This window comes from Dyadobacter frigoris, assembly GCF_005280585.1.
Lineage (GTDB): Bacteria > Bacteroidota > Bacteroidia > Cytophagales > Spirosomataceae > Dyadobacter > Dyadobacter frigoris.
In genome coordinates, this window is sequence record NZ_SZVO01000001.1 from 747,487 (window position 1) to 761,415 (window position 13,929).

At 40.3% G+C, this 13,929-nt stretch carries 9 protein-coding genes; 1 reads left to right on the top strand and 8 read right to left on the bottom strand.

From position 1 onward, the window contains the following. Positions 1-28: 28 nt before the first annotated feature. The 4 genes from FDK13_RS03410 to FDK13_RS03425 all read right to left on the bottom strand — a co-directional run bounded on the left by FDK13_RS03410 (position 29) and on the right by FDK13_RS03425 (position 6,367). On the bottom strand, positions 29-922 hold the full coding sequence (locus FDK13_RS03410; protein WP_137338561.1) for a DUF72 domain-containing protein: 894 nt from the start codon (positions 920-922) through the stop codon (positions 29-31). Positions 923-1,070: 148 nt separating this feature from the next. Continuing rightward, positions 1,071-1,586 (bottom strand): cupin domain-containing protein, encoded by a 516-nt coding sequence (locus tag FDK13_RS03415; RefSeq protein WP_137338562.1) that lies wholly within the window; start codon positions 1,584-1,586, stop codon positions 1,071-1,073. A 103-nt stretch (positions 1,587-1,689) separates the two neighbouring features. Then, positions 1,690-3,228 (bottom strand): SusD/RagB family nutrient-binding outer membrane lipoprotein, encoded by a 1,539-nt coding sequence (locus tag FDK13_RS03420; protein ID WP_137338563.1) that lies wholly within the window; start codon positions 3,226-3,228, stop codon positions 1,690-1,692. Between the two features lie 52 nt (positions 3,229-3,280). After that, positions 3,281-6,367, bottom strand: coding sequence for a SusC/RagA family TonB-linked outer membrane protein (locus tag FDK13_RS03425; protein ID WP_137338564.1), 3,087 nt, complete (start codon positions 6,365-6,367; stop codon positions 3,281-3,283). A gap of 855 nt (positions 6,368-7,222) precedes the next feature. On the opposite strand from FDK13_RS03425, the gene FDK13_RS03430 reads away from it, so the two are divergent. After that, positions 7,223-8,422 (top strand): porin family protein, encoded by a 1,200-nt coding sequence (locus FDK13_RS03430; RefSeq protein ID WP_137338565.1) that lies wholly within the window; start codon positions 7,223-7,225, stop codon positions 8,420-8,422. A 47-nt stretch (positions 8,423-8,469) separates the two neighbouring features. Here FDK13_RS03430 and FDK13_RS03435 read toward each other — a convergent pair whose 3' ends face one another. Genes FDK13_RS03435 through FDK13_RS03450 form a run of 4 tightly spaced genes read right to left on the bottom strand, consistent with a single transcriptional unit; the run spans position 8,470 to position 13,900 of the window. Then, positions 8,470-9,657: an AGE family epimerase/isomerase gene (locus FDK13_RS03435; protein ID WP_137338566.1), complete on the bottom strand. Its 1,188-nt coding sequence runs from the start codon at positions 9,655-9,657 to the stop codon at positions 8,470-8,472. Beyond that, on the bottom strand, positions 9,657-10,847 hold the full coding sequence (locus FDK13_RS03440) for a glycoside hydrolase family 130 protein (protein ID WP_137338567.1): 1,191 nt from the start codon (positions 10,845-10,847) through the stop codon (positions 9,657-9,659). Before FDK13_RS03440 ends, FDK13_RS03435 begins: the two co-directional genes overlap by 1 nt. Before the next feature lie 41 nt (positions 10,848-10,888). Beyond that, positions 10,889-12,724: a sodium:solute symporter family protein gene (locus FDK13_RS03445; RefSeq protein WP_137338568.1), complete on the bottom strand. Its 1,836-nt coding sequence runs from the start codon at positions 12,722-12,724 to the stop codon at positions 10,889-10,891. A gap of 27 nt (positions 12,725-12,751) precedes the next feature. Further along, positions 12,752-13,900, bottom strand: a complete 1,149-nt coding sequence (locus FDK13_RS03450) for a glycoside hydrolase family 26 protein (RefSeq protein WP_137338569.1) — start codon at positions 13,898-13,900, stop codon at positions 12,752-12,754. Positions 13,901-13,929: the final 29 nt, after the last annotated feature.

Genomic DNA, 13,929 nt, shown 5'->3' on the forward strand with positions numbered 1-13,929 from the left:
TGCATTCGTGGCAAGAATAAGCCAATTATCAGAACAATCCGATTTGTTTTGAGGCGTTCGGATTGTGCGGAATTTTAATATCAGTCTCAAATTCTTTATTTACTTTCTCAATCAGATAGGCAGATAAAAGGGGAGAAGCCTCTTCATGATTTTGGTGCACGAAGAAATAAATATTTTCGATGCCCTGATCAGCCCAAAGTTTCAAACGGTCCATCCAGTCGTCCAGACGGCTGTAATCCGAATCCACATTGGCTCCATTGTAACGGATAAATGCCGTAGGCGTTGTTAACCGCATGTGCATAATATCACGCCGGCCAGCAGTATCGGTAATGATATGTGTAATGTTTTTCTTTTCAAGCTGCGCGTATAATTCGTTGCTGTCCCAGGATCCGTCATACCAGCCGGAATGTCTTAATTCGAGAGCCAATGGAAATCCCGAAGGCCATACTTCCAGATAATCTCTTAATACTTCCCAGTTTTTAGGCCCGAAATTATCCGGCATTTGTAAAAATAACATTCCCAGTTTTTCTTCCAGATGAGAAATGTGGTCGAGATAAACGCTTGTTGGCTGTTCGGCATCTTTGAGCCTTTTCCAATGACTTATTCCCTGATGAAGTTTTGGGAAAAAGCGAAATCCTTCCGGCGTTTTGGTATGCCAGCTGTCAATGGTTTCAAGCGGGAAATTATTATAGAAAGTGGCATTCAATTCAATGCTGTTGAATTGTGTCGAATAATATGCCAATTCGTCCTTTGTACCTTTCGGATAAAAGTTTTTCAAATCCGATTTATTCCATTTGGCACAGCCAATGTATATATTCGGTTTCCCTTTTTTTGATTTTTCTAAAACGAGCTTGTTGTCTTTATGGTCGGGTGGAAGTACGAAATCAACTACTTCCGGGTTATCAATTTTTCCGAATTTCATGGCTGGTCGGTTAGTATTTGTTTTTCTTTTTTGAGATAATAAATATAATGAATCAACGAGGAAGTAAAATCCCGCTTAGCTCATTGTATAAAAAAGAAGTGCCATGGATGAAATATAACCATGGCACTTGTCAATATTATACGCTGAACTATCTTCCAAAGTCGTCCTGAACACGAACGATATCATCTTCATCCGAAGGGTTCGAAGGATCGGTATGCTGCCAGATTTCAGCAACTACGCCCCATTCGTCAACGCCGATGAGTCTGTGACGCTCGCCCTGGTTAAGGCTGATCACCGTTCCGATTGGCAATTGTTTCATTTCCGTTTCTTCATCCGTATCACTGATTACGATACCGGCATTTCCTCCGATTACTTTCCATATTTCGGCACGGCGGTGGTGGTATTGCCACGATAAACGTTTTTCAGGTGCAACAACTAATATTTTAGGGCTCAATTTGTCATAACCCGCGAAATCTTCCAATGAAAGATGCGGGAAAAAAGTTTTGATAAACTGAGGTGCCTGACTTTCGTCAAGTACAAAAAAACCTCCCCAGGGACGGGAATGGTCTTTGGCTACAACTGAAAAACCTTGTTCGTCAATGAACTTCTGAACGTTTTCAAAAACAACAGCTTTGTCGGTCGAAGCTGGAAATACATCAAGCATATTTGATAAGTTTGGTTAAGATCCGGTAGAAGTTCAAAATTAGGATAAAAAGCAAAAAGATGCTCCAAAAGTTTTGGAGCATCTTTTTGATAAGTGAAAATACTTATTGTTTATCCCACCACATACGGCCAAGGAACGTGTCGCCGCCAATGCGTGATACGGCATCGTTATAGTTGGTTTCGTTAACCGCTTTTTCATTAATCGGCAAAATCAAACGGCGTGGAATAACACCGCCAGTCTGGTTGCCAGGATAATTCGTTGCTTTCAATGCCGGAATTCCGGTTCTGCGCCAGTTTGCCCATCCTTCGTAATGGTTGAAAGTTGAGGCAGTCAGAATGAATATTTCATTATGGATCTGCGTCATTTTATCAGCCAGACTTCCGGATGCAGGATATGGATTCGCTGTAACATAAGCCGCAGGATCAGAAACAACCGCTGTTGCGTCGTAAACAACCAACTGAGTAACGGCAGCTTTTTGTCCGGCTTCAAAAGCATCTTTTGCTGAACCAGTTATCCATCCTCTTTCGATGGCTTCAGCTGTTAGGAACTTTGTTTCTGCAAAGGTTAGTAATACGTTTGGATCAGCATCATCATACATCAAATCCGTAGGACGTGAATAATTTTTAATATTTCCGTCACCTGTTACAGTGGCTAATCCATTCGGTCCGCTACTTTTGTCCAATCCGTTAGGAAGACCTTTTTGATCCGCAGGAACTCTGTCGCCGCTTGCTAATTGAGAAATGATTCCAAGACGTGGGTCTTTTCTTACTTTCATCATATCAATAAGTGTTTTGGACCATTGAAGGTTATCTCCCTTAACAAGCCCTCTCCCCAAACCCAGGTTGTATGAATTAGGATTCCTGCTTGCAGTTGATCCACCTGAATGATGGAACATAAACGAATCATCATTTGACGCCATTAAACCTCCATCAAAAGCTTTTTTTGCATATGTCTGAGCGGCGGCAGGATCTGCTTTTTGCATACGCATTGCCAGACGAAGCATTAGAGAGTTAGCAAACTTTTTCCATTGTCCAATATTTCCATTATAAACGAAATCAGCATCGGTAGGTATATAAGCCGTAGTACTCAATGCTGGGCCTGCTTCTGAAAGCTCTTTAACCATATCAGCATAAATTGTTTGTTGCGTATCGTATTTAGGTTTGTAAATCTGGCTGATAAATGCTTGTCCAGCTTCGGAATAAGGAATGTCACCGTATAGATCTGTGATAATGTGCATTTGCTCAACACGTAATATTCTCGCCATTGAAAGAATATTTACATTGGCAGGATCCTTGGAAGCTTGCGAAATAATATCTGCAAGATTTTTGACAGAGTTGACATAAGAGTCGGCAAAATATGCGCCGCTGTTATCAGCGTTATAAGTATACTTATCACCCGCATAATAATCATCCACCGACGCCATTTGTTGGACCATCATTGCAGAATAAATAAAGTTGGCTCTCCATACTTTGTAACCGGGGTCGCCAGCAGAACCTGAAATCTGTAATTGTGCCTGTCCAAAAAGGTAATCCAAAGGTACAGTAGATGGGGCGGTTGGGTTTACGTTGATTTTCTCAAAATCCTTGGTACAAGCGCCCATCGAAAAAGTCAGGGCTAACATAACTGCTATTTTACGTATCATAAGAAGTTTCATTAATATGTTTGATAATTTATTTACCGTCAGGTATGATAAATTAGAATTTCAAATTAAGGTTGACACCAATACTGCGGGTAGTAGGTACACCAGCGAATTCATAACCTTGTGCGTTACCATTTCCGTAAGTAGATTCCGGATCGATATTCGGCGTTTTCTTCATCAGAATCGCAAGGTTTCTTCCTACAAGCGAGATAGAAATTCCTTTGAAAGGAGATTTCCCAAATACTCTTGCCGGGATTGAATAATCAATGATTACCTGACGAAGCTTGATAAAGTTAGAACTGTAAATGAAAGGTTCTCCGAAAGTATAAAGGTACTCATAGTACTGTGTAGCAGGAACGGGTACCGTATTAGGTTCACCTTTGCTATTTACGCCTTTTCCTACAACACCCGGTAATTCACGTCCTACCAAAGTTTCTTTTGTAAGTCCGTAACGTGTTGCCAATGCATTTGTACCAGAATATATGTGGCCGCCGAATCTACCATCGATCAAGACAGAAAGTCCAACACCTTTGTATCTGAACGAGTTAGTGATGCCCATAGTCAGTGGAGAAATACCTGTTCCATATGATTGTAAGGTGCCTGTCTGAGGTAATCCCTGATCATTGAAAACAACATTTCCTTTGCCATCTCTTACAAATGAGTTAGCCTTTAATAAACTGAATGGCTTGCCCACTTCCTGGAATACGTAAGCAGTTTGAGAACGAGGATTATCAACCGTAATATTTGGAAGATTGTCAGCAAGATAAACGACCAAACTTTTGTTGTAACCTAAGTTGTAAGACACATCCCATGTAAATTTGGAACCTTTGACCAGATCATAATTCAGCAATAATTCAACACCTTTATTGGAAATTTCACCCAGGTTCAAAAGTGCTCCTGTGAAGCCTGATGTTCCTGAGATAGATGCCGAAACGATATCATTGTATGTATGACGGTTATAAAAAGTTGCATCAACACCCAGTTTGTTGTTAAACATCCGCGTTTCAATACCGAATTCATACGTTTTAGTAGTAAGTGGTTTCAGGAATGCATTAGGAACCACACTTCCATTTATCTGCGCTAAAGGAGATCCAACTGATCCTGGAAACCCAATATGCGCACCTGAAAGTGAATAATACAAAGACAAGCGATATGGGTCTGTGTCACCACCTGCTTTTGCCCATGAACCTCTGAATTTTGCAAAGTTGATAATCGAAGGCATTTTAATCGCTTCCGACAAAACAAAGCTACCGGCTACCGATGGGTAGAATAAGCTGTTGTTTTGAGGGTTCAAAGTTGAAAACCAGTCATTACGGCCAGTTACGGTCAGGTATGCATAGTTTTTGTAAGATAATTCAGCCGAACCGTACACCGAATTAATTCTTTTTTCGAGGTAATTGTAAGTAGCGTCTCTCGCGGCAGGGCTGATATTTTTTATATCGTAAAAGAACGGAATATTGAAACTTGATCCGCTGATATAATCTTGTCTCCGAACTTGTTTCATCAAGTTACCTGCTACAAGTGCATTCAGGTTGAAGTTACTCGACAGTTTTCTGTTCAAACCCAGTAATAATTCAGAGTTAACTTCTGAGAAATTCTGAATGTTTTTGTCATATCCTCCAAGTAGCTGATACGGAACACCTGTTGGCGAAATTGCAGTATAATTGTAGAAATATTTGTCAAAACCTACACGCGCTTTTACATAAAGCCAGTCTGTCAGGTTATATCTCGGCTCGAAAGAAGCCATAAATCTATCCTTATTATCATCCTGTTTAAATTGTGTTGCTGCGTAATAAGCGTTGTCAACATAAATATTATCACCCCAAACCTGCTCGTAACCTTTGCTGTCAAGCATACTTTGTTTCATCGTCGCCACGCTCAACGAAGTCGGCATGTTGATCAGAGTATAGTTTGCATTGCCCGGAGAATCAGATACTTTCGGACGGTTATGGTTTTTCTCTTTTACGTATTTAATGTTGGCAAGAATTGTGAAATTTTTGCTCAGGTTAGCATTAACGTTTAAGGCATAATTTTGTCTGTCCAGTGTATTATCAGGGATAAGGCCTTTATTGTTCATATTAGCCAAAGACAAGCGATAGGTCATTTTTTCTGTTGCACCAGTCAAAGCCACAGAATTGTTGAAAGTACTACCCGTATTGTAAAACTTGGTAAGGTTATCTTTTACAGCAGAATAGGGTCTTTTAACACCATCGTACTGAATAACACTTGATCCGTCAAGTTTGGCACCAAAGCTATATGAAGACATAGCTTCTGTTTGTGTTGTCGGTGCAACTCCATTTTTTCCCAAACCATATTCGTATTGAAAATCTTTCCATTTTGTGATCAAAAGGTTATCCATTGTGATGTTGGAATTAATCTCAACACCCAATCCTTTTCCGATTTTTCCACCTTTTGTCGTTACCAGAATCGCACCGTTAGAAGCACGTGAACCGTAAAGTGCTGCCGCAGTAGCACCTTTCAAAACGCTCATTGTTTCAATTTCCGATGGGTTCAAACTTGAAATACCATCTCCACGGTCACCACCGCCCCACATACCGGCAGCACCAAGGTTGCTGTTGTCAATAGGAATGCCATCAATAATGATCAATGGCTGGTTATTACCGTCAATCGAACCGTTACCACGCAATGTGATACGGGTAGATCCGCCCGGGCCGGTTGCAGTACTGGTGATGTTCAAACCCGCAACTTTACCAACAAGTGAGTTGGCGATGTTGGTTGAACGAGCCTGCTGAAGTTCTTCTCCTTTTATCTCGGAAACAGAATATCCAAGTGCTTTTTTCTCTTTTTTGATACCAAGGGCTGTTACCACTACCTCGTTCAAAGCCGTTGCTTCCACTACCAGGGCAACATTCAAAACAGATGCATTAACTGTAACATCCTTTGAGTTGTAACCGATGTAACTAAAAGTCAAAACTTTTCCTTTTTCAGCCAAAATACTGAATTCTCCTTTGTCATTTGTTGTCGTACCGCGGTTGGTTCCTTTAAGGACCACGTTGACACCTGCAATTTCACTTCCTCCATCCTCGCTCACTTTCCCTGTTACTGTCATTTCCTGAGCAAAGCCCACGGTGACTAGTAAAGAGAGGAGGAATAACACTGGGATTAGTACAATTTTTCGCATACCACTTTTGTAGGTTTTAAAATAGGTTAACTGGACTTTTTACTAAAAATTAAAATAATTATACAGATAGGAATAAAATTGTATTTTTCTATGGGTATAATCAAAATAATTATTTCAAATGTACTATTTTAAAAGTGGCTAAGCATAATCTTATTTTATCAGAAAATAACACATTTTTTGACTTATCAGGAAAATGGGGCTGATTAAAAGCTGATTTTTTAGAATCAAATTACAATTTTTATCCCATCTAATATTTTGATTATCAAATAATTGAACTGCAATTTGAGACAGTTTGAAAAGAAGATCAGGAGCTGTAACCGGAACTGGTACAAATAATGAGGTTTTTGGGGTTCTGGAAGAAAATTTCAGCGTGAAAATGAAATTTTAGTCAATTTGCTGACATTGTAATGGTGTGTCTGACAGGTATTTGTAACCGGAATTGTAGTATTGTGATATAAATAGATTTTAGCTACTTTTTAGGCTATACGTTGAATATTTTTGATTAGAATGTAAAATTATCTCTATCAGGGAATAATACAGTGGAATCTTAAACTTGCATCAACAAAAAAATCCGTTAACACCAATTAACAATCGGTGTTGCATAGTTCGGCGTTTGTAATGCTTGACTTAGTCTTGCCAAGAAAATGTAGCAATTTAGTGTTAAGCAATAACCCCGATCAATTAAAAAAACGATATTTTGAAGAAAGCATAATTGTTAGCCCAGATCAGATTTTTGTCGTAGTAAGAGCTGAAAAAATTAAGCTTTATAGAGTCAACGACAATCAACCGACGGTTACAATATTTCGGGAAATTGATATCTTAGCGGTTTACTCAAACCAACCTCTATTCAAATCAATGAATCGTCAAATTTTTGCGACCTCCTTTTTACTTTTTTTAACTCTTTTTCAAAGTGTGTCTGCACAGAAAAATTATGAATCGGGTTTTGTCATTATCAATCAACGGGATACTTTAAGAGGATTCATTGATTATAAAAACTGGTCAAAAAATCCCGAAAAGATTAATTTTAAGACCATTTTAGAAGCTGACGTCGTGACAACCTATGGAACGGATGACATTTCAGGCTTTCAGGTGCATGGAGAGAATTATATCAAAGCGACCGTGGATAGAGATGCCAGTCCGAGCGGTGATGAAAGTTTATCTTATTCCAATATAGCTGTTATTACGAAAATTACAGCATTTTTACTCGTGGAATATTCTGGGTCCAAGAGATTTTATTATCTTAAAGATGCGGAGAGTAAGGAGCAGATTTATATAGGAAACGGGCCTGATCATTTTGAACTGCTGGATAACTATCGTTACCGGGTAGAAGACGGAAGCAAATCCGGTATTATCAGCAGGAATCGATATAAAAATCAGCTGAAAGCTTTTTTTCAGGATTGTCCCTCGCTTAACAAGTCCTTCGCAAACCTGCGATATTCGCCGAGTGACATAGAGTCCTTGTTTAAAACCTATTATTCAAAATGTTCATCGGAGGAGTCTGAGATTTCCTACGTGCAGGAAAAAATCATTGTTGAGGCCGGTGTGCTGGTCGGCTTAACAAGAACAAAACCTGACTTTAAAGGTTATTTGGGTGGGATTACGGATGTTGATTATTCGGCTTCCAATAATCTGACTGCCGGAGGATTTTTGAATTTTGTGATACCAAGAACGAGGAAGAGATTTTCTATTTACAACGAACTGATCTACAATTCCTACACTGCGAAAGTACATAGTGCGCAGAATTACTATCCGCAAGATGTTATACTGGATTACAGCTATGTAAATTTGAAAAATATGTTCCGCTATAAAATCCCTGTTGGTGAATTTTCTCTGTTTTTCAACATCGGGATATCAAACGGCGTCGCCATTAGGGAAAGAACATTCATTGGAGATACCCGAAAATACGAACAGGGATTACTGGCCGGGATAGGTGGGGCTTACAAAAGATTTTCTTTTGAACTTCGTCACGAAAACAGTAACGGCATGTCTGTCTACAAGAATTTTCAATCTACTATAAAAAGAAACTACTTAATTGTGGCTTACAGATTGAAGTAATTCGGGTTGCTGGTAACGCCAACACCGATTTGCAATTGGTGTTGGCGTTAAATAATCCTTCTCAAAATCTCCATACATGCCCTTGCATTATGATAAGGGCATTTCCAGAAACCAATTTTATCTTCATTCATTTTGGAATAATCGTCGTAAACACCCCAAAACCATTCTCCGTTTTTCTTGTCGAGCAAGTGTTTTTGGATAAATGACCAAAGGTCAAATACTTTTTTCAGGTAACTTTCGTCGTCACTGATCTGGTATGCATTCAAATAACCAACCATACCTTCCGCTGAAACCCACCATTCACGATGCGTGTCCGGATGATGTGTGGAAAGATCATATTCGTGAATTAAACTACCGTCAGGCATAAAGCCTTTTGCGGCGGCATCCGACATTTTAATCGCAATTTCCTTCCATTTATCTAACAAAAATTCGTCATCCAGAATCTCGGCAGCTTCCTGTAAAAGCCAGGTTGCCTCGATATCATGTCCGTAGGAAATCGCTTTGGACTGACTTTTCCATGCATCACTGAAAAACAATTGCAAGTGAAAACTGTCGGGATCAATGATGTGTTTTTCGAATATTTCGAGCAAATGTTTTATCCGGTCAGCCACTCGTTTTTCGGGCCAAACGCGATAAAGATTTACATATGCTTCAATAATATGTAAATGCGTGTTCATCGTTTTTGGATCGTTACGATCTTTTTCACTTAACCGTAAATCTTCCATCGGTTGCCAGTCTGCTCTGAAAGCTTCCCGGTAACCGCCATTTTCATGATCATAACTGTGTTTTTCAATTAATTCAAAAAGCTCAATCGTAAAATCCAGGACTTCCTGTTTTTTATTATTTTGATAAAATTCACTCAGCCCGTAAATTGTGAAAGCTAATCCGTAGATCTGTTTTCTGGTATTAAGCGGTTTCCCGGACGCATCAACCGACCAGTATACACCGCCATTTTCCCGATCGCGGAAGTGGTTTTGAATGTAATTGTAAGCGCGCTCTGCCAGTGAATAATGAACCGGATTTTGGAATTTGTTGAAAGCCGCAGAAAAAGTCCAGAGGATACGTGCATTCAGTACGCAGCCTTTTTCTGCATCGGGATGAACATTTCCATCGTTATCGATTTTTCCAACAAAACCGCCTTGTTGAATGTCGATGGAATTGTTTACCCAAAAATCCAGAATCGAGTGCAGTTCGCTTCCGATTTCAGATTTAAATTGTGTCAGTTTTTCTAACATTATATTTCAACCGAGTGACCCGCGTGAGTTAGATTTTTATTGATCAAACCTGTTAAAACTTCAACCGAAAGTGCCGAACGGAATCCGTCTGGCGGCGTGTTTGTTACATAATCCAGCAATTTTTCGAGGGAAGAAGTTGCTACATGCAAACGCGTATCCGAAGAGGCATAATAAATAAAAACCGTTCCGTCATCATCCAGAATCCAGCCGTTTGAAAAAGTTACATTGGAGACGTCGCCAATTCTTTCTTCGCCCTCAGGAGCGATGAAATAGCCACCAGGTTTGTAGGTTACTTTGGTCAGATCATGGAGATCGGTAAGGAACATATAAAGAACATAACGTAACCCAGCGGCGGTATTTCTAACACCATGAGCAAGGTGTAACCATCCTTTTTCGGTTTTGATCGGCGCCGGTCCCTGGCCGTTTTTTACTTCGTAAACCGTGTGATAATGTTTCTGGTCAACAATATATTCTTTTTCAACAACAGCATTGTCAATTGTTTCAGAATAACCAAAACCAATTCCGCCTCCGGAACCTGCTTCAATAAATCCATCCTGCGGACGGGTGTAAAAAGCATATTTCCCGTTTACAAATTCCGGATGTAAAACCACATTCCGCTGTTGTGGCGAAGGTGTTACCAGGTCGGACAAACGAATCCAGGTTTTTAAATCCGTTGTTCTTGCAATTCCGCATTGGGCAATGGCCGATGATTCGTCTCCCGGTTTTGCGTTTGGGTCTTTACGTTCGGTACAAAAAAGTCCGTAGATAAATCCGTCTTCATGTTTGGTAAGGCGCATGTCATAGACATTTCCATCTGGCTCATTTGTTTCAGGCATCACGACCGGATGATCCCAGAATTTGAAATTGTCCACGCCATTTGGACTTTCGGCAACCGCGAAAAATGATTTCCGGTCCGAGCCTTCAACTCTTGCAACGACCAGATATTTTCCGTCATGTTTGATTGCGCCTGCATTAAAAGCTGCGTTAATCTCAAAACGTTTCATCAGAAACGGATTGGTATCCGGATTTAAATCATATTCCCAGAAAATGGGAGCGTGCGCGGCTGTCAAAACCGGATGTGTATAACGATCGTAAATTCCGTTTCCAGGCCATGAAGCTTGATTTTTGCGTTCAATCAATGCGATGTGTTCTTCCTGTAATTGTGTTAGGCGTGTTTTAAAAACTGACATGATTTTCTAATATTTTATATTGATCAACAAATTGTTATTTCTTAATTGTTTGCTGTGGGTAACTTTTCATACCAGGTTTTCCATAATATTACAACGCAAACTGCAAGTACTGCGGCCGTAATTCCTGTTTGGAGCGGCATCATCAAAACTACGAAAACGGGCAGGGCCGTTATGGAAGTTTGTCCGATAGTGCCAATAACGACATTGAACATATCCATTTTGAAATTTTTATTTGGGCTGAAAGCTGGATCATCCTTCATCACTTCATCATGAATTGGCCCCCAAAAGCCCCAAGGTGTTACATTTTTGTAAAACTTTTTCAAAACTTCGGTATCGGTAGCCGGTGTCATCAGTGAGCCAACAACAGAACCCAGGGCTGATAAAACCAGAATGATCGGGAAATAATAAAGCGGGACGGTTTCCGTAAAAATGTAGGGTAAAATCATAGCAGATAATATTCCAGCGAACATTCCCCAGAAAAAACCGTTGCTGTTAAATCTCCACCAATGCCATTTCAAAACATTAGCTGCGATGTATCCGCCGTATAAAGCAGATACGATCCATTGCAAAATACTATTGACGTCTTTGGCGAAAAACCCAAGGGAAATACTAATGGCAACGACCACGATCCCGGTCAGATAATTCATTTTGGTAATTTGCTTGTTGGTAGCATTGGGATTGAAGGATTTTAGATAAATATCATTCACCATATAAGCCTGCGCAGCATTGAAAGTTCCGGCGAAGGTTCCCATAAATGCGCCCATCAAACCAACTAAAACTAAACCCAGAAGTCCTGAAGGAATATAAGCATTTAATACAGCGGGTAGAATGCGCTCAAAATCCTGCCCGTTGGGCGATGCGATATTAATGTCTTTGTAATAAAGTAAACCTAAAATTGCAATCCCTATAATGAGCAAATAACGTGTTGGCAGTAAAACCACGTTCACGATCATGCTCATCAGTGCCGCCTCCCTGGGTGATTTTGTTGAAAGGATTTTCTGCATATCATAGTTAGGCGCGGGGCCGGCCAGACTTGAAAGAATTCCTTTGGCAGTCATCAAAGCAAAGAAATAGCCAAAAGGAGAAAAACCGTCAGCCGAAATTTTATCATTTACTTCATCAATATAACCAGTCCAATCCAGATTTAAATCTTTTCCGAAAAACAGATCCGTCCAGCCATTTGGAACAGGCAAACTTCCATGCGCAGCCAGAGCGTTCATCGCAATAATAGCAATCGCGAAAGATACGAAGACCATGATCACATAATGGATCAGATCGGCCCAGACAATACTTTTCATCCCACCCAAAAGGGAATAAAAAACAGTGAATAAAGTGAAAATAATGCCATAGGTATGCGCTACATATTCCGGTGCCAGCGTGAACGGTACGTAATGCTGAACCAACGGCCAGGGAATGAAAATTTCAATAAATTTACCTAAGCCGATAAATCCGTAAGCCATAAAGCCAAGGCAGCTCAACAGGGCAAAAGCAATGATAATTTTGTGAGAAAGCTGTGCATCGGCTTTATTGCCAAATCGTGTCAGCATCCATTCTGCACCTGTAGAAACATTGGATCTGCGAAGCCAGACTGACAGATAAACCATCAGGAAAATCTGGTTGAAAACCGGCCAGAGCCAGGGAAGCCAGATACTTTTTACCCCATAAACAAACATGATCGCCACCATCCAGGCCGTTCCGGAAATATCAAACATACCAGAAGCATTGGAAACGCCCAACATCCAGTAAGGCATTGATTTTCCCCCGAGCAAATAATCGTTTTTACTGCGCTCTGCTTGTTTTTTGAGTACGAGCCCTATGACGGTTACCAGCACTAAATAGGCAATTATAACCAGGAAATCGACGAGTTGAATTTTCATTTATGAAAGGGTTAAAATAAGCGCTGATTATTTCCGGGCCGGTTTGCCATATAGATTTTCACTGGCGACTTTTTTCTCCAGTAGAATATTCCCCGATTGCTGTAATTTTTTAAAATCTTCTGCCGTGTCATTTCCTTCAAAAGGTGCGTAGTAATGATCCGGGCGGCCGTTGCGCCAAACGAGTACATAACTCAATCCTGAGTTTTCAAGAATTGGCTGAAGAATATGGGTCCACCAGGTTGGTTCGGTTAATTGTTCCAGTCCGGTTTCGGTAATAGCGAAAGGTTTTCCGTTGGTTTTGCCCAGATCGCGGATTGTTCCCGTCATTCTTTTGGCATTGGCAATAAAAGCAGAGTCGCTCGCCGGAGGGTTTCTGTGGTAGGTATCAAAACCTAAAATATCGACAAAATTATCACCCGGATAACGTTCGAGGTAATGTTCTTTATTTTTAAAATTATCAGTGGAATAAGCGGTCAGCAGACTATGAACTTTTTTTGTTTTTTGAAGATAATCAATCGTGAACTTCCAGAATTGTTTGTATTCTTCCGGTGTGCAATGATCGGCGCCCCACCAGAACCAGCTTCCGGTATGTTCATGATAAGGACGGAAAATTACGGGAATTACGTCGCCTTTGGAATCTTTCAGATTTAGAAAGAAAGTGGCCAGTTTGTCCAGTGTTTTCTCAAAATTCTTTTTGTTTGTTTGGTCAGATAAAATTTTCCTGATCGTAAATTCTTCTTTGTCCCAGGCTGTTTTTGAAAAGTCAAGCGGATTGTTTGGATGCCAGCTAATGGTATTGACTCCGCCGCGTTCGTAGTTTTTTCTGATGTCTTCTCTTATTCTTTCAAAAGGAACACCATCAAGATTGTTGACGCTATCCAGTTCGATGTGTCCCAGATCATAACCAATTAATGCCGGATGTTCTCCTGAAACTGTTTTCACATCAGATCGTCCTTCATCGCCAATCCAGCGACTTTTATCTGCATTCAAACCATAAGCGAGTGCATCCTGCTGGCCAAGAATTACGCCCTTGGCTGCGCTTCTTTTAAGACCTGAATAAAGATTTTTTGTTGCCGGGGTTGCATTTTTATCAATTTGCGCGAATGAAAAGCCGGAAGCCAACAGGATAATTTCAAATGATAGAAAGAGTGAAAGTAAGGATTTAGTTAAGGGCATGATACTTTATGTTTTTAGTAGTGCTTCGG

What these genes read in the sequence shown, in the direction of transcription:
- FDK13_RS03450 (WP_137338569.1), bottom strand. Translation starts at nt 13,900, where the DNA reads ATGCCCTTAACTAAATCCTTACTTTCACTCTTTCTATCATTTGAAATT.
- FDK13_RS03430 (WP_137338565.1), top strand. Translation starts at nt 7,223, where the DNA reads ATGAATCGTCAAATTTTTGCGACCTCCTTTTTACTTTTTTTAACTCTT.
- FDK13_RS03425 (WP_137338564.1), bottom strand. Translation starts at nt 6,367, where the DNA reads ATGCGAAAAATTGTACTAATCCCAGTGTTATTCCTCCTCTCTTTACTA.
- FDK13_RS03440 (WP_137338567.1), bottom strand. Translation starts at nt 10,847, where the DNA reads ATGTCAGTTTTTAAAACACGCCTAACACAATTACAGGAAGAACACATC.
- FDK13_RS03445 (WP_137338568.1), bottom strand. Translation starts at nt 12,724, where the DNA reads ATGAAAATTCAACTCGTCGATTTCCTGGTTATAATTGCCTATTTAGTG.
- FDK13_RS03420 (WP_137338563.1), bottom strand. Translation starts at nt 3,228, where the DNA reads ATGATACGTAAAATAGCAGTTATGTTAGCCCTGACTTTTTCGATGGGC.
- FDK13_RS03415 (WP_137338562.1), bottom strand. Translation starts at nt 1,586, where the DNA reads ATGCTTGATGTATTTCCAGCTTCGACCGACAAAGCTGTTGTTTTTGAA.
- FDK13_RS03435 (WP_137338566.1), bottom strand. Translation starts at nt 9,657, where the DNA reads ATGTTAGAAAAACTGACACAATTTAAATCTGAAATCGGAAGCGAACTG.
- FDK13_RS03410 (WP_137338561.1), bottom strand. Translation starts at nt 922, where the DNA reads ATGAAATTCGGAAAAATTGATAACCCGGAAGTAGTTGATTTCGTACTT.